The organism is Agrobacterium sp. SUL3, from assembly GCF_001263295.1.
Taxonomy (GTDB): domain Bacteria; phylum Pseudomonadota; class Alphaproteobacteria; order Rhizobiales; family Rhizobiaceae; genus Agrobacterium; species Agrobacterium tomkonis.
Window position 1 is genome coordinate 670,444 of record NZ_KQ414498.1, and the last position, 20,997, is coordinate 691,440.

Annotated in this window: 27 protein-coding genes and 1 tRNA gene; 24 read left to right on the top strand and 4 right to left on the bottom strand. The window is 56.8% G+C overall.

Annotation, left to right across the window (positions count from 1 at the left end; genetic code table 11):
- Together AKG12_RS03640 and AKG12_RS03645 are read left to right on the top strand one after the other, a co-directional pair.
- On the top strand, window positions 1–1,032 hold the full coding sequence (locus tag AKG12_RS03640; protein ID WP_052817920.1) for a phage minor head protein: 1,032 nt from the start codon (window positions 1–3) through the stop codon (window positions 1,030–1,032).
- On the top strand, window positions 1,032–1,526 hold the full coding sequence (locus AKG12_RS03645) for a hypothetical protein (RefSeq protein ID WP_052817782.1): 495 nt from the start codon (window positions 1,032–1,034) through the stop codon (window positions 1,524–1,526). Before AKG12_RS03640 ends, AKG12_RS03645 begins: the two co-directional genes overlap by 1 nt.
- Here the strand turns inward: AKG12_RS03645 and AKG12_RS03650 are convergent.
- Entirely contained in the window at window positions 1,504–1,719 is a 216-nt protein-coding gene (locus AKG12_RS03650) for a hypothetical protein (RefSeq protein ID WP_062653829.1), read from the bottom strand. The two genes, AKG12_RS03645 and AKG12_RS03650, sit on opposite strands and share 23 nt — an antisense overlap.
- A gap of 13 nt (window positions 1,720–1,732) precedes the next feature.
- On the opposite strand from AKG12_RS03650, the gene AKG12_RS03655 reads away from it, so the two are divergent.
- The 4 genes from AKG12_RS03655 (at window position 1,733) to AKG12_RS31380 (ending at window position 3,433) form a co-directional block, all read left to right on the top strand.
- Window positions 1,733–2,158: a phage tail terminator-like protein gene (locus AKG12_RS03655; protein ID WP_052817784.1), complete on the top strand. Its 426-nt coding sequence runs from the start codon at window positions 1,733–1,735 to the stop codon at window positions 2,156–2,158.
- A gap of 14 nt (window positions 2,159–2,172) precedes the next feature.
- Entirely contained in the window at window positions 2,173–2,661 is a 489-nt protein-coding gene (locus tag AKG12_RS03660) for a hypothetical protein (RefSeq protein WP_052817787.1), read from the top strand.
- A gap of 8 nt (window positions 2,662–2,669) precedes the next feature.
- Window positions 2,670–3,056: a hypothetical protein gene (locus AKG12_RS03665; RefSeq protein ID WP_052817789.1), complete on the top strand. Its 387-nt coding sequence runs from the start codon at window positions 2,670–2,672 to the stop codon at window positions 3,054–3,056.
- A 77-nt stretch (window positions 3,057–3,133) separates the two neighbouring features.
- Window positions 3,134–3,433, top strand: coding sequence for a phage tail assembly chaperone (locus tag AKG12_RS31380; RefSeq protein WP_502688804.1), 300 nt, complete (start codon window positions 3,134–3,136; stop codon window positions 3,431–3,433).
- 200 nt (window positions 3,434–3,633) lie between these two features.
- Here AKG12_RS31380 and AKG12_RS03675 read toward each other — a convergent pair whose 3' ends face one another.
- On the bottom strand, window positions 3,634–3,870 hold the full coding sequence (locus AKG12_RS03675) for a hypothetical protein (RefSeq protein ID WP_052817793.1): 237 nt from the start codon (window positions 3,868–3,870) through the stop codon (window positions 3,634–3,636).
- Window positions 3,871–4,213: 343 nt separating this feature from the next.
- On the opposite strand from AKG12_RS03675, the gene AKG12_RS03680 reads away from it, so the two are divergent.
- Together AKG12_RS03680 and AKG12_RS03685 are read left to right on the top strand one after the other, a co-directional pair.
- The gene (locus AKG12_RS03680) at window positions 4,214–4,675 is read left to right on the top strand and encodes a hypothetical protein (protein ID WP_156316026.1); all 462 of its coding nucleotides are present in this window, start codon (window positions 4,214–4,216) and stop codon (window positions 4,673–4,675) included.
- Window positions 4,672–5,766 carry a DUF3102 domain-containing protein gene (locus tag AKG12_RS03685; RefSeq protein WP_052817797.1) on the top strand — a complete coding sequence of 365 codons (1,095 nt, stop codon included), beginning with the start codon at window positions 4,672–4,674 and terminating at the stop codon, window positions 5,764–5,766. Before AKG12_RS03680 ends, AKG12_RS03685 begins: the two co-directional genes overlap by 4 nt.
- A 26-nt stretch (window positions 5,767–5,792) precedes the next feature.
- On the opposite strand, the gene AKG12_RS03690 is transcribed toward AKG12_RS03685, so the two are convergent.
- The gene (locus AKG12_RS03690) at window positions 5,793–6,095 is read right to left on the bottom strand and encodes a hypothetical protein (RefSeq protein ID WP_052817798.1); all 303 of its coding nucleotides are present in this window, start codon (window positions 6,093–6,095) and stop codon (window positions 5,793–5,795) included.
- A gap of 58 nt (window positions 6,096–6,153) precedes the next feature.
- Between AKG12_RS03690 and AKG12_RS03695 the strand changes: the two genes are divergently transcribed.
- From AKG12_RS03695 to AKG12_RS03750, 12 genes are all read left to right on the top strand, one after another.
- Window positions 6,154–8,268: a phage tail length tape measure family protein gene (locus tag AKG12_RS03695; protein WP_052817799.1), complete on the top strand. Its 2,115-nt coding sequence runs from the start codon at window positions 6,154–6,156 to the stop codon at window positions 8,266–8,268.
- A complete protein-coding gene (locus AKG12_RS03700) occupies window positions 8,261–8,914 on the top strand; it encodes a hypothetical protein (RefSeq protein WP_052817801.1) in 654 nt (217 codons plus the stop codon). Before AKG12_RS03695 ends, AKG12_RS03700 begins: the two co-directional genes overlap by 8 nt.
- The gene (locus tag AKG12_RS03705; protein WP_052817803.1) at window positions 8,911–9,498 is read left to right on the top strand and encodes a hypothetical protein; all 588 of its coding nucleotides are present in this window, start codon (window positions 8,911–8,913) and stop codon (window positions 9,496–9,498) included. The genes AKG12_RS03700 and AKG12_RS03705 overlap by 4 nt, the downstream gene beginning before the upstream one ends.
- 4 nt (window positions 9,499–9,502) lie before the next feature.
- On the top strand, window positions 9,503–9,907 hold the full coding sequence (locus AKG12_RS03710; protein ID WP_052817804.1) for a DUF6950 family protein: 405 nt from the start codon (window positions 9,503–9,505) through the stop codon (window positions 9,905–9,907).
- A 6-nt stretch (window positions 9,908–9,913) separates the two neighbouring features.
- Window positions 9,914–12,766, top strand: a complete 2,853-nt coding sequence (locus AKG12_RS03715) for a phage tail tip fiber protein (protein ID WP_052817806.1) — start codon at window positions 9,914–9,916, stop codon at window positions 12,764–12,766.
- Window positions 12,767–12,785: 19 nt separating this feature from the next.
- Window positions 12,786–13,004 (top strand): hypothetical protein, encoded by a 219-nt coding sequence (locus AKG12_RS03720; protein ID WP_052817808.1) that lies wholly within the window; start codon window positions 12,786–12,788, stop codon window positions 13,002–13,004.
- Entirely contained in the window at window positions 13,004–14,428 is a 1,425-nt protein-coding gene (locus tag AKG12_RS03725) for a gp53-like domain-containing protein (protein ID WP_285277718.1), read from the top strand. Before AKG12_RS03720 ends, AKG12_RS03725 begins: the two co-directional genes overlap by 1 nt.
- 2 nt (window positions 14,429–14,430) lie before the next feature.
- Complete coding sequence (locus AKG12_RS30965) at window positions 14,431–14,901, top strand: hypothetical protein (protein WP_285277719.1); 471 nt, start codon at window positions 14,431–14,433, stop codon at window positions 14,899–14,901.
- A 35-nt stretch (window positions 14,902–14,936) separates the two neighbouring features.
- A complete protein-coding gene (locus AKG12_RS30650; protein WP_082178674.1) occupies window positions 14,937–16,016 on the top strand; it encodes an N-acetylmuramidase domain-containing protein in 1,080 nt (359 codons plus the stop codon).
- Window positions 16,013–16,276 (top strand): hypothetical protein, encoded by a 264-nt coding sequence (locus AKG12_RS03740; protein WP_156316027.1) that lies wholly within the window; start codon window positions 16,013–16,015, stop codon window positions 16,274–16,276. The genes AKG12_RS30650 and AKG12_RS03740 overlap by 4 nt, the downstream gene beginning before the upstream one ends.
- A 123-nt stretch (window positions 16,277–16,399) precedes the next feature.
- Window positions 16,400–16,855, top strand: a complete 456-nt coding sequence (locus AKG12_RS03745; RefSeq protein WP_156316028.1) for a hypothetical protein — start codon at window positions 16,400–16,402, stop codon at window positions 16,853–16,855.
- A complete protein-coding gene (locus AKG12_RS03750) occupies window positions 16,839–17,168 on the top strand; it encodes a hypothetical protein (RefSeq protein ID WP_052817811.1) in 330 nt (109 codons plus the stop codon). Before AKG12_RS03745 ends, AKG12_RS03750 begins: the two co-directional genes overlap by 17 nt.
- 146 nt (window positions 17,169–17,314) lie before the next feature.
- Here the strand turns inward: AKG12_RS03750 and AKG12_RS03755 are convergent, their stop codons facing one another.
- Window positions 17,315–17,593, bottom strand: coding sequence for a hypothetical protein (locus AKG12_RS03755; protein ID WP_052817813.1), 279 nt, complete (start codon window positions 17,591–17,593; stop codon window positions 17,315–17,317).
- 281 nt (window positions 17,594–17,874) lie between these two features.
- Between AKG12_RS03755 and AKG12_RS03760 the strand changes: the two genes are divergently transcribed.
- From AKG12_RS03760 to AKG12_RS29150, 4 genes are all read left to right on the top strand, one after another.
- Window positions 17,875–17,965 (top strand) — tRNA-Ser (locus AKG12_RS03760).
- A 290-nt stretch (window positions 17,966–18,255) separates the two neighbouring features.
- A complete protein-coding gene (locus AKG12_RS03765) occupies window positions 18,256–18,564 on the top strand; it encodes a hypothetical protein (RefSeq protein ID WP_052817814.1) in 309 nt (102 codons plus the stop codon).
- Between the two features lie 692 nt (window positions 18,565–19,256).
- On the top strand, window positions 19,257–20,273 hold the full coding sequence (locus AKG12_RS03770) for a porin (RefSeq protein ID WP_046798746.1): 1,017 nt from the start codon (window positions 19,257–19,259) through the stop codon (window positions 20,271–20,273).
- A 572-nt stretch (window positions 20,274–20,845) separates the two neighbouring features.
- A partial coding sequence (locus AKG12_RS29150) for a porin (protein ID WP_197283295.1) occupies window positions 20,846–20,997 on the top strand: 152 nt, incomplete at its 3' end.

A 20,997-nucleotide genomic window follows, 5' to 3' on the forward strand; every position in this document is an offset into this window, starting at 1 on the left:
ATGGCACGCAAACCAACAGCCAAGCAGCAAATCCGAAAGCTGCTGGACGATCTTGAGCCGACGGTTCAGAAGGCCTTCTTCGAGAGCATCGACAGCCTGAAATCGAACATCGAACTGAACCGGATTGTGGAGCGGCTGGAGCAGCACGACATCGATGGGGCCATGAGGGCCTTGAATATCGACCCTGCCGCCTACAGACCGCTACAGAAGGCCACAGAAGAGGTTTTCGAGAGCGGAGGCAACCAAGCAGCCAAGAAGGTGCCGAAAGCGCCTGAAGCAGCTACCACGACCTTTCGCTTTGATATCCGTCACCCGACGGCAGAACAGGAGCTTCGGCAGTATAGCTCGACACTCGTCACCCGGATCACCGAAGACCAGCGCCAGGCAATCCGTGACGCACTCGCAGATGGGATTGCACAGGGCAGGGCACCGCGACAGACCGCACTCAACGTAGTCGGCAGGCTCAGCAAGGTCACAGGACGTCGTGAGGGCGGGATAATTGGTCTCTCTGGCCCACAGTCGCAATATGTCGAGAACATGCGCCAGCGGCTTCTCTCGGGCGATAAGGACGAACTGAAGAAGGTTCTGACAATGGAGCGCCGTGATAAGCGCTTCGACCGGACCATTCTGGAAGCAATCAAGACCGGTAAGAAGCTGGACCAAGCATCTGTTGACCGGATGACGGGGCGCTATGCTGACCGGCTACTGCTTCTTCGCGGCGAGACCATCGCCCGCACCGAGACGATGACGGCTTTCAACAAGGGGCAGATGTCCTCGATGGGGCAAGCCATCGCAGAGGGCCGGGTATCGGCATCCGTGGTGGTGAAGATATGGCATGCCTTCATGGATGAGCGGACACGTTTCACGCACCGACTGCTGAACAATACGCGTGTTGCCTTCTATGAGAAGTTCCAGACGGCGCGAGGCCGCTTCATGGCTCATCCCGGCGACCCTGAAGGTGGCGTAGAGGAATGCGCGTGCTGCCGGTGTTGGATGGAGTTTGCAATCGACTTCTTGGCGGATCTGGACTGATGGCACGCGGCGTAACGGCCACCACACGATCTGGAAGGGCGTCTTTCGGTCAAGCCCGGTTCGGTGCGCAGGTTGATGCATGGGTGCAGCAGACAGAGAAGCGGCTTAATGCGGTCTTCCGTCTCTCAACCCAGAAGGTCATCGGCTACATGCAGGAGAGCGTTCCGGTTCGGGATGGCTTCCTGCGCGCGTCTCTGGTGGTTCTGGTCAATCAGGATCCGCCGAAGGCAGACAAGACCGACGAAGACGGCATGGGGCCATACACCGACGCTTACATGAAGGTGGCGCTTGCAGGCGCTGTTGCCGGTGACCGCATCGTATCGGCCTACACGATGGTTTACGCCCGCAGGCTGGAATACGGCTTCAATGGCACGGATTCGCTCGGGCGGTCATACAATCAGCCACCGAGAGGCTGGACGCGCGCTGCGGCCGCCAGATGGAACGAAGCGGTTCAGGAAGCAACGAAGGAAGCTATAGCGCGCTCGGGTCAATAATGGCCCGATTGTTCGGGTCTCCGCGCTCGGCAGCGATCAGCAGGCATCCTTGCAAATTGACAAGCGCAGACAGCGCCGCCGCCATGGTGGCCGTTCCCAGCGGCGTCAGACATGTGTTGTCACCAAGCGCCTGTATCGCATCGTGCAGGCGGTCGTAGACATCGTTATCGCTGAGCGGTGACTTTTCGGACATAGAGGTTGAATACATGGCGACGGGAACGGACGCAACAATCCTTGCTGCGCTGATCGAGCATCTTAAAACGCTCTCGTTCTCGCCCGCGCTCCAGATCGCGATGCCTGGCGTCGATTTCCCAGCAGCAGGGCAGACCAAGCCAGACAATTACCTCGCTGCGTTCTTCATGCCCAACCAGACGACCAACAGCGAGGTCGGTGCAGGGCAAGAGCAGCACCGCGGCGTGTTTCAGGTCTCTGTTTTCTGGAAGAAAGGCGCCGGCCACATTAAGCCACTGGAAGCCGCAGACAAGGTCATCGCCCACTTCGCCAAGGGCACCACGATTTACGCCGGCGGGCTCAAGATCATCATTGATCGCAAGCCTTACGCCGCCTCACCACTCCAAGAAACCGACCGTGTGCAGGTGCCTGTGACGGTCCGATACCACGCCTTCGCATAGGAAAGGATATCCCCATGGCAGGCATCAAAACCACGCTGGCAGGCACGAAGGTGTCGATCAGCACCGCCCCGGTTACGCTCCCGCTCAATGCCGCAGCATTCGGCGCGCTCACGTTCACCGAGATCAAATCGGTTGGCAATCTGGGTGACTATGGCTCGGCGCCGAACATCGTCAACTACGACACGCTCGACACCGACGTTCGCTCCAAGGCCAAGGGCGTGGAAGACGCCGGCGAACTGTCGATCGAAGTCGCGCGCATCTTCGATGATCCCGGCCAGATCGCTATCCGCGCCGCCGCGCTGACCAAATTCTATTATGCGGTCAAGGTCGAGTATGCCGACGCGCCGTCCGAAGACTGGTCGAATACGATCATGTATGCGGCCGGTCCGGTAACAGGCCCGCAGCTTCTCGGTGGCGGCACGGATGATTTCGTGCGGGAAGCGTACACTGTCGCCTTCACGGATCAGCGCCCGCTCTTCATCGCCCCCGTCAACACGCCATAAGGTGACAAATGGACCTTCTGAAACTCACCCCGAACACCATCACGGTCGACCTGAAGCACCCCGGCACGGATGCGCCGCTCGGCGTCAAGGTCGAACTGCAGAGCCTCGAAAGCGACGAGGTGAAGACGGTTGAACGCACGCTCAAGAACAAGGCGCTCAGGGGCGGACGCAACAATGTCACCGCCGAGAGGATTGACGACAACACCGTCGCGATCCTGTCGGCTGCTATCGTCGGCTGGGAGTTCACCGGTGACGCCAACCTGGCCGGTGACAAGAAGCCTGCCTGCAACGCCGCCAACAAGCGCAAGCTTCTGCAAGTGCCTGCGCTGGCAAAGCAGATCGATCTCGCTCTGGGGAACGAAGCCGCTTTTTTCGAGCAGCCGGCGACGAGCTAGTCGCCGCTGTCTCCCAGATCGCAAAGTGGGAGACCCCCGGATATGAACTCAACGACGGGCCGAAGACGAAAGTCATCCTGACCCGTCGGGAGTTCAACGAGCGCTTCGATAAGGCCGACGAGAACCCCGACGAGCCGGAAATCCGCGAGGAGATAGAGCATATCTGGGCTTGGTACTGGCAATTGCACGCCAGACGCCAGCACGGCGCCAATGGTCCGCAGGCGATTAGCTATCCAGAGATCGATGCATGGTCTCGCATCACCGGGGAGCTGCTTCTACGTGAGGAAGTAGGTGTCCTGATCCGCATGGATGATGGATATCGAAACGCTCTGGCCGAAGAGATGGAAGTACAGCGGAAGGCGAGGGCGGCGGGTTAGGATTTAATCCTTACGCCGGGTCCGCCGGCAGGCATGGCAAGGTGCCGCATCGTGCGGCGAGTTGCGGCTAGGTGCGTCAAGCCCAGTCAACGCTGGTCAACAAAAGAGGCGGCTTCGGCCGCCTCAACTGTTTTAGGAGATGGATATGAAACCGTTCTATTTCGAAAACGGCATCCTCATGATCGAGGAAGTCAAAATCGTCACTCGCGATGCGTCACCATTTCAACGATTGAAACGGCTGTTGCTACGACGTCTGGGTCTCGCGCCGATCCGTCCGACGTCTTAGCGGTTTGCAGGTCCGAAACACAGCTTTTGCGGAACGCCGCTAGCCATTCCTTCCCCTCTATCCCTTTTTCTTTCTCAACTGCTTCAACCAGTCTGCGCAAAATGACGGCAGTGGCCTGACCGTTGGCATTGATAAATGTCTGAAGGTCCATGCGTTACTCCTTTAGCTTGGCGCTAGAAAAGGAGCACGGATGCAATCGGGAGTCGAGTCTGCCAATGCAAAGAGATGGAAGTGCAGCGGGTCTAAACCGACCGAAATAGCGAACAAACCAAGCCCAAAATAGGCCGTTGCTTGTGGATCATGCTGTATAGAACGAAAATAGAACGTGGATAGCGCCCACTACTGTTGCATTTTCTGGTTCTTATAAACCAAGATGCAAACCTTGTTTCGGTTGCCTACCGAAGTAAACGGGCAGCACGCGGTCGCCAAACCAAAAAGCGTGCTGCCCACAAATCCCAACCGCGCTTTCGGCAAGCGTAGAAGGTAAAGAAGCAATGACCACTGTCATTCAGGGAGTCAATGACTCCACTCGTCAAATATCGTCCATTCGCAGCCGCCATGAGGTTGCGATTCGGGAAGCTGGGAAAGCCGACCGATTGAATTTTACGGACGCAATCAAGCGCTTCATCGAATACGTTGACAGAGAAGGTGAGGGCAGTTCGCTGCCAAATCTCGCCTACGTCAATATGACGAAAACTGTATACGCAGCGTTCGGCCTCAACAAAAAACAGCGGGAAGCATTGGAAATCGGGGAAAAGCCCCGAGATACGTTTGACTTGCTGGAATTACGTTTTTTGCAGATGGCAGAAAGCGCTGCCGCCGTTATCATCAACGCTGGCATTGAAGAGAATGCGACCCGCAAGCAGATCAAGTCGATGATCCGCACCGAGTGCGCGCAGATCGCATCGTCTCACCGTCGCCTGGGCGGCAACCTCTTCAAAGGGGGTGAAAAATGATCGAGTACGGCAAAGCGACGACTGTTGCGCACCCGGACCAGAAGCAGGCGGCAAAAGAAACAGACCTGTTTGATTACGCTGGCTTGACCTCTTCAGTGGCTCTGGAGGTTCGTTCTGCTGCGGAACGCATTCGGGTCAGGATGAAGCGGACGGCGGAAGACATCATCGCCATCGGTCTTGATCTCATCGAAGTGAAAGGGAGGCTCCCGCATGGGAGCTTCCTACCTTGGATAAGTTCTGAATTTGGGATGACAGATCGAACCGCAGCAAGGTTTATGCAAGTTGCGGCATCGTACGGCAGCAAATTCGACATTGTGTCGAATTTGACGCCAACTGTTCTTTATGAACTAGCTGCGCCTTCTACTCCTGAGACCGTCAGAGATATGATCGAACAGAAAGCGGAGGCTGGTGAAACGGTATCGGTCGAAGAGGTTAAACGCCTCAAGCGCGAACTGGAAGAAGCCAGTAAACGGGCCGAAAACTCGGCCGGTGAAGCTGAACGCTTCAAGAAGCAGGCTGAGACGCTGCTGGAAGGGCAGTCCGCTCTTGTCGAGAAGGCTAAGCAGGAAGCCCGAGACAAGATCGAGGCCGACCTCAAAATGGCCAAGGAAGAAGCAGAGAAGGCCAAGTCTGGATTGAAGGATGCTCAGACGCGCCTTTCCGAAGCTGAAAAGAAGGCGGAAGAAGCGGCGACTGCCAAGGCCCTGGCGCAGGCTGCAAAGCTTGCCGACGAAGAGGTGCAGAAGCGCCAAAAGGAACTCGACGCGGCGAAAAAGGATCTGGACAAAGTCCGGTCTGACATTTCGAAGCGGAACGAAATTCTGACGGATATTGAGAACCGTGTTGAGGAGCGGCGGACGTTTCTGGACAAGCTCACCAATGCCGACCATGAGGCCGAGCAACTGGTGAAAGAGCTTGAGGAAATGAACCGTGTTCTTGCCTTAGCCTTGCTAGTCGTCAGCGATGTTGACTACGACCACGGCGAAGAGGTTCTTGCTAAGGTGAGATCGTCGGCTTCAATGTGTCGGAAGATGGCAGACGCACTTGATGCCATCGGGCGACCCCGCCTCGTTTACGATGCAAGGGCGTAGGAGTTAGGCGGCGCAAGCCGCCTTTCTTATTTCTGCTGATCTTTCGGCTTTATCAGGCTTCTGACCGGATCGACATACTTGATAGCATTGACGGATTGGAAGTCCATCTCCGTCACATAGCCACCATTGATACAGGTTGCGATCTGGCCGCCTTTGTAATCCTTCGTATCGTTTCGCCCTAAGTCGCGCACCATAGTCCGGCAGAAATACCGAATGGAAGCTTCCTCACGATCCTTTTTTGTCTGGTACTCGCTCCATGCGTAGTAACCGCCGCCGGTAATGACGACGACACACGCCGCAGCAATCAAGAATTTTAACCACCCATCCATCTTGGCTCCCTTCTAGGTTGCCGAGACGATATGCATTGATCCCCCGAAAGGTAAAGAGATGGACGTAGCCGCGCTCGGGATTTCGGTTGATACCAAGGATCTGAAGTCTGCCAAAAATGAGTTTGCGCAGTTCACCAATGCCGCAAGAGTGGCCGAACGGGCAGCTTCCGGCCTTTCCGATTCAACAGGGAAGTTTTCTTCGGTAGAGATTGCCGCGATGGCATCCGCAATGGGTACAGTCGAGAAAACTTCTAACGCGGCCGCCAAGGCTTTGGCCGCTGCTTCATTGGCAGCGCAACGCGCCGGGTCTGTCGGTACGTCAGGCGTCAAGGCGCTTGGACAGTCTGCGGGCGTTGCTCGACAGCAGGTGCAAAACCTGGCTTTCCAGTTCCAAGACATCGCGACGATGATGGCCATGGGCCAGTCTCCGTTCATGCTTTTGGCGCAGCAGTTGCCACAGGTGACGATGTATGGCGGCCAGCTTAACGGCGTGATGGGCGCACTGAAGGCCACTCTTGTCGGGTTTATAAGCCCGCTTGGCCTCATTACGACAGGTTTCGTCTTGCTCGGAACGGCGGCGATTTCCTACTTCTCGGAATGGTTTTCTCGCGGGTCCGAGGCGAACATGACGCTGGCCGAACAGAGCGCCCTTATTCAAAAAGTGGCCAATGATTGGGGTGACGCGGCGCCCAGAATGAAGGCCTATGCCGACGAAATGGAACGGGCCGCGAAACTGAAAGAGCTTCTCACGGCCACTGAAGGCGCCGCACAGGCGCAATATTTGCCCATTCAGGATTCGCTTTCGGCAATCAATGAGCAGTATACGGCCGCGGTTCGCAGTCTTCGAGGCTATGGCGACGAGACGAATAGCGTCGTTCAGCAACTGACAAAGACCTTCACTGACCTTCAATCCAAGATCATGGATAACAAGGCCAGCACTGATGATCTCCGAGAAGCCCAGAACGCAGTAAACATTGCCGTTGACCAGTACGGAACTCCAGCCGTTATGGCGCTGGCGGCCGCTTTCGGTCAGCTTGCTCCACAAATTGACGCTGCAACTCAGTCCGCGGCGGGATTTCGTGCTGAGGCGTCGGTCATGCCAACTCTTGGGCAGCTATCGCCGCTGTTCTCTGAAGGTGGCAAGATTTTCTCAGGGGAGGATTTCGCACCAGCGGATCCTCCGACGCCTTCAAGGCGACCCCTTATCGAATTGGAGGGCTTGCCAAAGGTTGGAGGTGGCGGGAGAACCAAGACGGCCAAGCAAAGCGGCTATGACACCGCCACAGCGTCGATCACGGAGCAGACCCGCGCATTGCAGGCTCAGACAGCCGCGCAGTCAACACTCAACCCGCTTGTCAGTGATTTCGGGTTCGCTGTCGCAAAGGCAAAGGTGGAAACGGATCTGTTGCTCGCCGCCGAGAAAGACAAAAAAAGCATCACGCCGGAATTGACGGCTCAGATCAGCGCACAGGCCGAAAGCTACGCTCAGGCCGTTGTCGAGCAGAACAAGCTCACCGAGGCGACGAAGAAGGCCACGGAAGCGGTCAACTTCGTGAAGAACACGACGGCCGGTTTTATCAACGATCTGCGCGACGGGCTGAAGAATGGCGAGTCCTTCTGGGAATCGTTCAGCAATGCAGCCCTCAATGTGCTGGATCGTATCACCGACAAGTTGCTGAACGACGTTCTGGACGCTGTGTTCAAGGTGTCAAATGCCGGTTCCTCGTCTGGCGGCGGCGGTTTCCTCTCAGGTCTGTTCGGAGGCTTGTTTGGCGGCGGAAAAGGGGCGTTCCCATCCGCTCCGGGCGGCCTTTATGCCGATGGCGGGTACACTGGCAACGCTTCGGCCAAGGCCGTGGCGGGTGTCGTGCATGGCGGCGAGTACGTCTTCTCCAAAAAGGCTACCGACCGGATCGGCGTTGGCAACCTTGAGGCAATGCATCGCAGTGCCAAGGGGTATGCGGTCGGCGGGTATGTCGGCGCTGCGCCCACGTCTATGCCGGCGAACAGCAATGTTCCGGCCAATGGGCAGACAGTCGTCATGATCCAGCTTTCGCCTGAACTGGTCGGCCAGATCATGCAGCAAGCTCAAAATCAGACTGTGAAGATCGTGCAGCAGAACGAGAAAAACAAGCAGAACCTCCAGCAGAACGGGCAGGCGCAGAATGGCTGATTCTCTTTCGCTTCCCGCGGTCGGCTGGAGGGAATGCACCTTCGATCCGGTGCAACCGCGCAGCATCAATCGTATGGAAGGCCGACGGACGGAATCTCAGTCCTTCGGCACTCCGTACTGGAAAGCAACCTATCAGGCCACTTGGCTGGACAAGGCCAAGTTCGGCCTGATGGATGCCTTCATGATGCAGGCGGGAGACGACGGGGAGACGTTCCTCGGTTATGACGTCTTTCGCCCGCGCCCGATCGCTATGGACACCGGGTCTCCGCTTTCCGGCACCAAGGCGGCCGGCGGCGCTTTCAATGGTGACGCCTACCTTCAGGCGATCACCGGCACCACACAGTTGAACGTCGGCGGGCTTCCAGCAGGCTTCATTTTGTCGCCTGGTGATTACGTGGAACTGCGCATGGCTCCCCTTCTGCGCTCTCTTCATCGTGTCAGGCTACCGGCAACAGCAACGAGCGGTGGGTTTGTCACTCTTGAAGTTCGGTTCCCTGTCGACCGGGATCATTTCACATCAAGCGCGACGGTCCACTTCGAAAAGCCGTCATGCACGATGCAGATCGACCCGGACAGCTACTCTGGTGCCAAGTCTTGGGATAACCGCGAGCCATCGTTCACCGCAACTGAGGTTTTCGTATCATGAGCCTTGACCCCGTTGTTGCCGCCCAGATCGATAATGGCCGCATTGCTCGTCTCGACCTGATCCGCTTCGATCTCCCCGGCAAGACAGTCGGTTATCATCGCGGCGGCCGGTCCTATACGTATAACGGCCTCGTGTATCTGCCGAATCGGTTCTTGGACATCGGCAGCATGACGTCGGCTGTCGGAACCGCGGTGACCACCCGCACGATCACGTTCTCGAATATCCCGGTCACAGACCCTGATGATGCAATCGCGAAGATCGAGGAGTTCGACTACCAGAACTCGCCCGTCATCGTTGCCCATCTCTGCGGCGTGCCGAACACGAGCGAGGTATTGGGCATCCTCGCATCATCTATCTACGAGATCGATCAGGTACGCTACAACAAGGGCGCTGTATCCGGCTCTGAGCGCACGCTGACAATGGAGATCGACCTGCAGCCGCCCGGTCGCTCGGCGCGCGGCTCTACGGGCGTTAAGCGCTCCATCGCAGAACAGCAATTCGACAATAGCCCGACAGACACCGGCCTCGAATATGTGGCCACCAACGCCAGCATTCCTGAGGAATGGGGCCAGAGGCAAGGCTGACCACATGAACCGTTTCCGCATAGTTGAAGCTACGCTCAACGCGGAGCTTGCGAAGCCGTATGCCTATGGCACAGCCGATTGCTTCTTCATGGGTTGTGCGATGATTGACGCTCTCACGGGCGCCGAGACGGTCAAGAAGTATCTCGGCAGCTACAAGACGCTCGCAGGCGCCCAGAGAGCGCTCAGGAAGCGCAAACACAAGTCTCTCGTGACATTCTTTGAGGCAGAACTGGATCAGCCCTCTAAGGGCGCCGCAGAGGCAAGGCTGGGTGATCTCGTCATTCTCCGCCTTGCTGATGGCGCGGAGCATATCGGCATCTGCATCGGAACACGCTTCGTCACAAAAACACCGGACGGCCGGCAGGATTACGGCCTCGGGGAAGTCATAGCCGCCTTTCACATCGGATAACCAGCAATGATTTTTACCGCCATCGGAACGGCAATTGCCGGAGCGCTTTTTGCCGGCTCTACGCTTGCCGCCACACTGATCGGCGGCGCTCTTGCCTTCGGCACCAGCCTCGCGTTCAGCTATCTCAAGCGGCCCAAGAAGCGCACCTATACGGCTGTGCAGGGTGAGACGCAGTATGGCGGCGATATTGACGTTCAGGCGCTCTTCGGCCACGGCAAGACCAAAGGCCAGCGCACTTATTATGCAAAGTGGGGGCAGGGGAATAAGTTCAACGGCGAAGTGTTCCTGCTCGCCAATGGCTGGTGTGATGGCCTCGAAAACTATTGCTTCGTCTATGGCGAACGCCGCGCGCTGATCCAGGTCGGCAACGTCGGCGGTGAAGCCGCTCACTATCACGTCGACGGATTCAGCGACAAGATATCGATCCGCTTCTACGATGGCAGACCCGGCCAGCCCGTGGACGCAAAGTTGGTCGCGGACACAGTTGTCGTCGGCAACGTCTGGAAAAGCACAAGCGTCAATGCGGGCCTCTGCTATGTCGTGGTCGAGCGCCTTTATGACAGTGCGCTTTTCGAGAAGGGCAAGCCCGAGTTCGAATTCGTCATGCGTGGTCTGCGAGAGTATGACCCACGCAAGGATTCGACGGTTGCCGGCGGCTCTGGCCCGCAGCGCATCAACGATCCTGCAACGTGGGTGTTCACACGCAACCCGGCTGTACACCGCCTGAACTATCAGCTCGGTCTTCGGGCGCTGAACTCGGGACGCACGCTGATAGGTGAGGGTAAGTCTCTCGGCCAGTTGGACCTATCGACCTATTTCGTCGCCATGAACGTGTGTGACACCATCAAGGCCGGAAAGCCGACCTATGAGTGTGGCCTGTGGGTCAATGGCGCCGACGACCACACAGAAGTGCTGAAAGAGTTTGAGGACGCGATGGCAGGCTACGGCCTGAACCGTCGTGGCCTCTCTGGCGTGATTGCTGGCGCACCGCAAATCCCGGTTCTCGAAATCACCAAAGACGATCTCGATATCGGTCGGGATAGCGAGTACCAGTTCAAGAAGTCTGCTTTCGAACGGTATAACCATCTCTCCGGTCAGTTCCTTTCGATCGATGATAATTGGAACCCGCAGAGCCTAAAGCCGGTCTATTCGAATGCTGACGTGGCAGCGGATGGCCGCAACCGGCAGACCAGCAACGATTTCCTTCAGGTCACGGACCCGGATATCGCCCAATACCTCCTGACGATCCGGTACCGCCAGAACCGCATGGGCGGCACGGCTGCTTTGCCTGTCAGCCTCCGCGTTGGCCTGAAGGTTCAGGAAGGCGAGTGGATCGTCTGGAATGGCCGGACATGGATGATCTCCGAGTGGCTGTGTGACGAGAGCTTCAACATCACGTTGCGGCTTTCTGAGACTAGCGCGGACATCTACGACGATGGCGGCATTGATCCCGGCCCGGTGGTCATTCCGCCGACGCCGCCGATCAATCCTTCGATCCTGACGACCGTACAAGACTTCGCGGTTGAAACCGGGATGATTGAGGGTGCAGAAGGATTCCAGACGCCAGTTCTCCGGTTCTCCTGGGACCCGCCGCAAGACCCGTCGATTGTCGAAGTGATCCTTGAGTTTCGGATCAGCGGCCAGACGACGATCTATACCGATGTCTGCAAAGACCCTGAGACTGTGAATGAGTTTGGGCGCGTAGAATATCAGACGTCGAAGGATGTGATCTCGGGTGTGTTTTACAACGCGCGAGCTACCATCCGTACCGTTCCTGACCGGTTCAAGACCTTCACGCCTTGGGTCACATCGGCCAACGTTACCGGCAATCAGACGGTGTTCGCAGAGGTCGACCTGTCGAATATTGAAGATGCTCTCGGCTGGCTGCGCAACAGCACCAGAACCGCACAGGATGCCATTGACGGCCTTATTGCGGGCATGATGGAACTGTCGACGGTTGCCTATAAAGACACGCGCAAAGTAGCCACAGAGCTGTCCGTGGAGCTTGGCGCTGCGCGAGCATCCTTCACTCAGGATTTGCAGCTTGCGGTAAGCGAGACACAGGCAGTAGCGGGTCGAGTGGAAAACCTCACTGCGGCACTCGGAGGAAACTCTGCCTCGATCAACATCGCGTGGGCGGCTGTTGCAACATCGGCCGGCTATGAGGCGACGTACGGCATTCAGGCCGCCGTCGATGATGGTGAATTCCGGTCATCGTCGTTCCTCATGGATGTTCCATCGAACCCCGCGAACCCGACGCGCATCATCATGAAGGCCGGTCAGGTCGTTATGGTGAGCGATGACGACGCCACCATAAAGCGGCCATTCGTTTTTCAATCGGGTGTGCTTTATCTCGATGAGGTCAGGGTCAACCAGCTTTCGGCGCTGTCGGGTGTCCTCGGCAACGTGGATATTTCCAGCGCCTATATCGGCAACCTGATCGTCGGCACGTCGAACATCGCGCAGGGCGTGGTTGTGGGGTACTCGTCGGGGTCTGGCTCTGACGGCACCGTATCAACTACCACGCTCACCACCGTTGCGACGTTCACAATTACTCATGGTTCCAATCAGCCCGTGCTCGATGTTTGCGCAGTCGCCAGAGCCGTTCAAAGGGGCGGCGACGGCGTCGCCTATCGCCTCATCTGCGCAAATGACAGTTCCGTTGTCTTCCCGACATCTCGCGTTTTCGCTGGCTCTGGCGCCGGATTTGGTGGCAGCAGCATATCGGCAGTTGGGGCCTACAAGGTGACGAACTCTCGCACATCGACAACTTTTGCACTCCAGATCGCCAAGGTCAGCGCTGGAGACGCATCCGCCCAAACTACAAACACCTTTTTCAAGGTTCTCGAAATCAAGTGAGTTTCTGAGGGTAAAGACTATGGCAACTGGAAATCAGATGCAGATTGACGCTTTGGTCGGTCTGCAAGAGGCGGAAGTTCGCGAAGCTTTCCTGAAGAACCGCACGCTCCTCCTATCCCAGCACCTCGCGATGCAGAAGCAGGAAAACCAGATCCTTCTCGACAAGATAAACGGCCTTGAGGCCGATCTGCGCCTGGCGCAAGGCGAAGGTGACGCTACCGAAGGAGCATCCGAGTAATGGCTAACACCACATGGTACGGCGATGGTACGGCAACCGTCGCTGTCGGCTCACGCACTGTCACGGGCACGGATACCGGCTGGCTGACGGCAGTTGCTGGCCTGACGCCGATCAAGGCCGGTGATAAGTACGGCATTCACGTCGGGCGCCCGATCGTGATCGAGCAGATCATCAGCGACACGGAGCTGTTGCTTGCCGATGATTGGCCCGGTCCTGCTCAGACGGACGCGCCTTACAAGATTGAGTTGACTAACCCCACGATCGTGGCTGTCGAGACGATGCGGCGGCTTATGCTGAGCCTTAGTGGCGGCAATCTTTCCAGCATCGCTGAAACTTCTGTTGGTACTGATGACCTCCTGATCGGTATCGGTCCCGGCGTCTTTAGCACGATCAACAAAGCAGCGCTGGTCCAAGGCGTCGAATACGATGCGTTTGTGGCAAACCTGGCGGGCAGGGCGGCTTATAATGGCGCCGCCGCTGGTTTCGCTGTGCTGGTCATCGATATCGGAGATGGCCGGTCTGCGCTCTATTTCAAGAATTCGGCAACGTCGGGTGACTGGAGCGCACCGTCTTACATTACCGGTCCTGCCGGTCCTGCTGGCGTCACGTGGCGTGGAAATTATAGCGCTGGAACAGCGTATGTTTTGCGAGACATCGTCCAGTACGGCGGATCGACGTGGTTTGCTAAGACCGGCACAACTGGCAATGCGCCGCCGACGCTTCCGACGACCGAGAACACGCAGTGGCTCTTGTTCGCTCGTTCTGGCACGCCCGGCGTGGTGGACCGCGGCACATACAGCGGCGCTACTTCCTATGAGGCGAACGACATCGTTCTCAACAACGGCTCGACGTGGATCGCACTGCAGGCAACGACAGGAAATGCTCCTCCAGTTCTGCCGACAGAAAGCAATGCCTATTGGCGACTGCTGGCGCGCAAAGGGACGGATGGTACGGGGACGGGTGATGTCGTTGGGCCTGCTGGCTCGACGGACGGATATCTTGCTGCCTTTAATGGAACGACCGGCAAACTTCTAAAGCAGCAAATCCTCTCCGCTTTTGCTGCCACAATACTTGATGATGCCAGCGGCGCGGCGATGTTCGCAACCATGGGCGCGACATTTTCTGGTAGCTCAGCAGCCGGTTCTGCAAAGTTACCAAGCGGGCTCGAGTTAAAATGGGGAACTTCTGTCAATTCCCTATCTGATTACCGCCAGCTGTTCCCAATCGCTTTCGCCAACGACTGCTTTGTCGCCCTACCTGTCAATACGTTTGATTATGGCGGGGCAACGGACAGGTTCATTGGGGCAAGCACATCAAACGTCGATAAAAATGGCTTCGACATTAGGGCGAGAAATATCACCAACGGCGGAGGTGTTGCAGGGCAAGGAAACGCGCCAATTCGTTGGCTAGCAGTAGGGTGGTAAAAATGGTTTTCGCAAAATTTGATGACGAGGGTTTCCCTATCGGCTTTTACACCGAAGAGATCCACGGCGATACGATCCCGGCTGGCTCGATCGAGATATCTGAGGCGCAGTGGAAAGACTTTTTGGAGAACCCTAGCCTGCGAAGATGGGAAAATGGCGGAATTGTTGAGATAGAACCACCTGCGCCGCCAGAGCCTTCCCCCACCATTACCGACTACGAGAACGCCATCCAGAATCTTGTCGATAGCACGGCTCGCGAGAAGCAGTTCCGCGATGGTGTGACGCTGGCGTCTTATATCGGGTCGACAAAACCCAAATGGGCTGCTGAGGCTCAGGCCTTCGTCGCATGGCGGGATAACGTCTGGTCCTACGCTTACGGCGAGTTGGCCAAGGTACAAGCCGGTCAGCGCCAGCAGCCAACCGTCGAACAGTTCCTTGGCGAGATCGCGCCCATCGCTTGGCCGGTAGCGTAATCCGGCACCCATAACCCACAATCAGGAGAAGCCTCATGTTGAAGGCTGATGTCGCGCGCTCGATTGAGCGAGTTGCGAGCGTGCACGGTATTGACCCGGCGGCGCTGAAGGCTGTTGTCGAGGTCGAGAGTAATGGCGTCGTGTTCGCTGATATAGACGGCAAGGAAATGCCGATCATCCGCTTCGAAGGCCATTACTTCGACAGGTTGGTGACGGCGTCGCGTCGTGATGAAGCTCGGCGTCTCGGGCTTGCATCTCCAACGGTTGGCGGTGTGAAGAACCCATCCTCCCAAAAAGCCCGTTGGCAGCTTCTTGGGCGAGCGATGACGATCGATAAGCAGGCAGCCCTTGAAAGCACGTCGTTCGGCGTTGGGCAGGTCATGGGGAGTCACTGGAAGGCGCTGGGCTATCCATCGGTCATTGACCTCTTCGAGGCTGCGCGAAGCGGCGTGGAAGGGCAAGTCGACTTGATGGTTCGGTTCATCAACGTCAACAACCTTCTCGGCGCTCTCAATCGCAAGGATTGGGCCGGGTTCGCCCGCGGCTATAACGGCCCTGCCTACAAGAAGAACACCTACGACACGAAGATGGCCGCAGCCTATGAGCGGTACGCCATGAAGGAACCGGCACCATCTGGCGCCGCTGGAATGTTGCGGCTCGGTTCTAAAGGGGCGGGGGTGCGTGAAATCCAGGTGCTGCTCACTCGCGCCGGCTATCCGGTTACGGCCGATGGTGATTTCGGCCCTGCGACGGATCGCACGCTTCGCAGGTTTCAGGATGAGAATGGGCTGACTGCCGACGGGGTGGCCGGTCCACAGACCATGCGCAAGTTGAAAGAGTTTCAGGTGTCGCCGGATGAGAAGCCTGGCAATCTTGGAATCGCTCAGGTGCCAGAGGTCAAGAACGCGGCTCGGAACTTCGGCCCGCTCGCGCTGGTGACTGCCGCTCGTGACCAGATTGCGGAACTCGCGACATATGTTACCGGTATGAACTCGGATCTGGCGAACACCATCGCGAATGGGATGCTTGCCGCCTCTGGCGCAATTGGCCTCGGTCTTACGATCTGGGGCATCTACGGCTGGTGGAAGAGCAAGCAGACGGTGGAACAGGCATGATCTGGGCTCTCATCCCCAACTGGCTCAAGATCGCCGCAGGCGGCCTCCTCTGCGCCGTTCTGTTGGCTTCTGGCTCCTACTGGCTGGGAAAGCGCGAAGGTCGCTCACAAACCCAGATTGAGGCTGCCAAGGAAGCGCTCGATCGCATCAATCAACTGGAGAAGAACAATGCCTCTTTCCGCAACATGTCGGATCGCCATCGTTGCCTTGTTTTCATGCGCGATAGCGGCTTGCCAGACAGCGCCTGCGACGAACGGTAGCGGATATCAGTTCGTGCGATTCAGTAATCCGCAGGCAGCGAGAATGGCTTCTCAAGATGTCACCGCAGGGCCAGCTATATACTCCAATAACAGGCAGTGTGCTGCGGACAATGGGTGCCGCAAATGAGTACTCGCGGTTATAGCGGCGTCGGAATGTGGATCCGGATCAAGCACCGTTTCGGGCCACGCATGATGGAGTGGTTCATGGCGTTGCACATGATCGGGTTCGGCTGGGTTCTCCTACTGCCCACGCAGACATTCAACCTGCCGCAGTTCCAGACCTTCCGGCAGCTTTTCCCATCGGAATCGATCCTCGGCTGGCTGATGGCGATCGTCGGATGCTTGCGCATCATTGGTCTGGTCATCAATGGCTCCAAGGAAAAGATAACGCCCCAAATCCGACAGTTCTCAGCCGGGGTAGGCTGCATCATCTGGACAGGCATAACATACTGCTTCGCATCCTCAGGTGTCGTGAGCACGTGGATCGCCATTTATCCGCTTTTTGCTTTTGGCGAGCTCGTCAATATAAACCGCGCCGCTCGCGACCAAGGGGAAATCAGGAATGGAACAGCTGGCTAATCTGCCGACGCCCGCTCTCATCACCTTTGGTGCAACTCTCGCAATAATCTTCGGGGTTCGGTATCTCGGGCTTTGGCAAGGTGCTAAAACGGCTCCTGCCACGTCACCGGCGGCCGCGCAGGTTGCTGCAGTTATCGTTGACCCTACAGCCCTGAATAACGCCACACGCGCGCTTGAGGCGCATACCGAGGCGGTTCATGAAATGATCGATACGATGAAGGACTCGGGCCGGTCATTTTCAAACATGGCTATCGAGATGGACCGGATTCGCGAAGAGCTTCGCATCCAGCGAGAGGTCGCTAGGAGGCCTTAAACATATCCCGCTGCGGATAATGCTCCCAGCAATGCCAGGATGACTTCTCAGCCTTTGATCTGGAATAACCAAAGCCGCCCCACTGCTTACAGTTAGGATGCTCGCACCAGTGGTTTTCATGGATGCCGTCTCCGGCCTTCGTCTCGTCACTCATAACCATACTTCTCCTTAAGCTCGGCCTTGCGTCGATCCATCTCGGCAATCACCTCTGGGTTTTCATATGGCCTGCTCATATCGGTATGGGGCGGGCTGAGCTTCGAATCTCCCGGTCGTCCACATTGATCACAGACGAAGCGCCTGTTCAAATAACTCTCGTTCGGATTGATCTTCGACAGGTCCACCTCAATGCGGCGCTCACACGGCGTGCAATAGGCCGTTATCGAATACGCTCGAATGTAGAGATACCCAAAGGTTCCGGTGCGCACGGGCTTTCCCTCCTGTGACAGAGTTTCGTTTCCCCTCGATGTCTTGATGCGCGCCGCCCAGCGCTGGGGCTGATTATGGTATAGGCGGGGAGGGAGTCAACGAGGCAATGAGAACGTTTCGTGATTCTCGTGTGCCGAATTTGTGTCGCATGTGCCAACCCGTACCCGAATCGTTCCGCTTTTACCTGCAATGATCAGCAAATGGCCTTGTTCGAATATTTTCTGAAAAATCACATAAAGCCCTTGATCCGGTAGTGGTTTGCCCGTATCAGGCGCTTACCGGAGAGGTGGCCGAGTGGTCGAAGGCGCTCCCCTGCTAAGGGAGTATACGTCAAAAGCGTATCGTGGGTTCGAATCCCATCCTCTCCGCCATCAAATTTTCCCAGGACTTATATTGTTGGACAAATCAGGCTGACTGGTTTGTTGTTCATTTGTCTGCGCGTTGCAGGCCGCCTCGAAGTTGCGGCCCACGCTTCGACTTTCGCTGTCGTTCAGGCGAACGCGCGTTGATGGGCCTCGGGTCGTCTAGGGTGGGGCCTGCTGATCGATCACGCATATTTTAGAAATTTGATCCCAGTGTTTTGTACGGATGACCCCGGATACATCTCGTTCTTTGACAAAGAGCACCTATCTAGGTTTTTCAGGCATGCGAAGGAGATTTGATGATCGACGAATACGGCCCCTACGTGCAGATGGGCACGCTTGCAGAGCAGATGGCCACTCGGTACCAGATGGACGCGAATCTTGAACTGGAATCGCATCTGTCCCACTACATGGATGAGGTCGAAGTAAATATCGCTGCCGACCGCTTTGATCACGTGGGTTTCATGAACAAGATCCGCGGTCGACTGACAATGACGCTGGCGACAGCCGCCGAGCCTCGCCGCCGGGAGTTCCTGCACGCCATTGTGGTCGCGCTTGAAGAGCGCATCGATCGACATTCGCTCGATGCGGCGGTGGACGGCATCTGACTAAGTGTTCCGACCGGCTCGTTCTGAGCGCAAAGGGCCGGTCAATCTCCACGTTGATTTCCGAGGCTAGGCCAGTCCGTCAATCCGGCTGGCATCGCGGCCCCCTTCGGGCCGCCGCAACAGCGAGATCGCCAGGACGGAAGCGCAAAGGGAAAGCGCCCGAGTCAACAAGGTGCAGACCGCGCCGAGAGCAAATCAGTTTGCCAATTAAGCGACATCTTCCGCTTCTCGAATCGTTGTCAGGTGAATCAGTCGTCGGACGAAGGGCTTTTTCCGTCATTTCCTGACAGGCGCATCTGCGTGGTGTCATGTGTCACGATAGATCAAAGCAAAAATTTCCCCAACATGCCGCCGGCAGAGCAACACATCACCGAAAAGGCCGGTGATTTAGAAAGACCTTGTTAACCGCGCTAACTAACGGATTTTCAAGGAAATTCTTAACGCATTGTAAAAGCCCCCACCGGTCGGTGTGGCGCTGTGTGTTGTTTCCGCAACAAACCGAAATGAAGCATATACGTAAATGCTATTTATCGGATGTTCGCGATTGCAAGCGGCGAAACCTTTTGTATTTTCACGACCAGAAGCGAGGCGGTGGATCGTTTGGCTTCTAAGAACACGGGAATGGGGCAGGGAATGCTGTCCTTCAGCGAAAGAACCCAGACCCTTTTAAAAACTTTGACTGGAGGTCAACCATGAACATCAAGAGCCTTCTGATCGGCTCCGCTGCGGCTCTCGCAGCAGTATCCGGCGCCCAGGCTGCTGACGCTATCGTCGCTGCTGAGCCTGAGCCCCTCGAATACGTTCGCGTTTGCGACGCTTTCGGCACCGGCTTCTTCTACATCCCCGGCACCGAAACCTGCCTGAAGTTCCAGGGCTACGTCCGTTTCCAGACCGACTTCGGTCGTGACAAGAAGGGTACGTCTGACTGGAACTCGTTCACGCGCGCCCAGTTCGAAGTTGACACCCGCACCGACACCGAACTCGGTGCTCTGCGTGGCTTCATCGGCTTCCGCGGCAATGCTGACAACGGCACTGCTTCCGGTTCCAGCGTATTCGTTGACCAGGCTTTCATCGAACTCGGCGGCCTGAAGGTCGGTAAGTTCTACAGCTGGTGGGACGATGGCCTTTCTGGCGAAACGGACGAGCTGTCTTCCAACGCTCTGTTCAACTCCATTCGTTACACCTACGACGCTGGTTCCTTCTGGGCAGGCGCTTCGGTTGACGAACTCGAAGGCATCAACGTTCAGGGCTTCAACGAAGCTGACAACAACGTTGGTATTGCTCTCGGCGTTGGCGCAAAGCTCGGCGCTGCTTCCTTCCAGCTCATCGGCGGCTACGACACCGACCGCGAAAACGGCTCTGTACGCCTGATCGCAACGGCTGACGTTGGTCCGGGCACGCTTGGCCTGGCTGGTGTTTGGGCTTCCGGCGCAAACGCTTACTACAACGTCTCCGAGTGGGCAGTTGCTGCGGAATACGCCATCAAGGCAACCGACAAGCTGACGATCACCCCCGGCGTTCAGTACTACGGCAACTACGGCCTGGTTTCCTGGGATGACTTCTCGAACGACGACGGCTGGAAGGCCGGTCTGACGCTCGATTACAAAATCACGCAGGGCCTCTCCACGAAGATCGCTGTTAACTACACCGACATCGACAACCGTGACGACCAGGTTTCTGGTTTCGTTCGCCTTCAGCGTTCGTTCTAATCTGATCTGACATTGTCAGTGATGGAAAGCCCGGCTCTCGAGCCGGGCTTTTTTGTTTTTTCGATTCCACCCAGGACGGGCATGTTGACTGCGCGGTTTCGACCGCACCTGGCTCTGACTGGATTTGGACGACGTCGATGACAGCTGATTCGTTTAGTGCCGTTTCTCGGGTGCGGTGCATGCAAGCGGGATGATAAGCAATTTCCGAGTGTTGAATCTGCCCGATTCTATCACGTCACAAATGGCTTTTTGGGCAACCTCCCATGGCCTGACTGCGCCGGAATTTTGTTGATTGGGCGGATATGGCTCACGAAAGAGTTTCGCCGCTCATAGTAAGTACATGAAATGAATGATAAATTAACACTTCATTAAGAAGTGGCGCTGGGACAGTTAGAGTTGTAGCTATTTCGCAACAATGAAAAACTAAGGACACCTTACTGTCTTCCTTTCGTCATGATTGCGATTGCCTGTCCGCCCGGTTTTGGCTCTAATCATCCTCATAAGCGGCACGCATTCATTAGTGCTTTCCCACCCGCTGCTTAGAAGATTAAGCGTTTGACTGGAGGTCAACCATGAACATCAAGAGCCTTCTCATCGGCTCCGCTGCAGCTCTCGCAGCAGTATCCGGCGCACAGGCCGCTGACGCAATCGTCGCTGCTGAGCCTGAGCCCCTCGAATACGTTCGCGTTTGCGACGCTTTCGGCACCGGCTTCTTCTACATCCC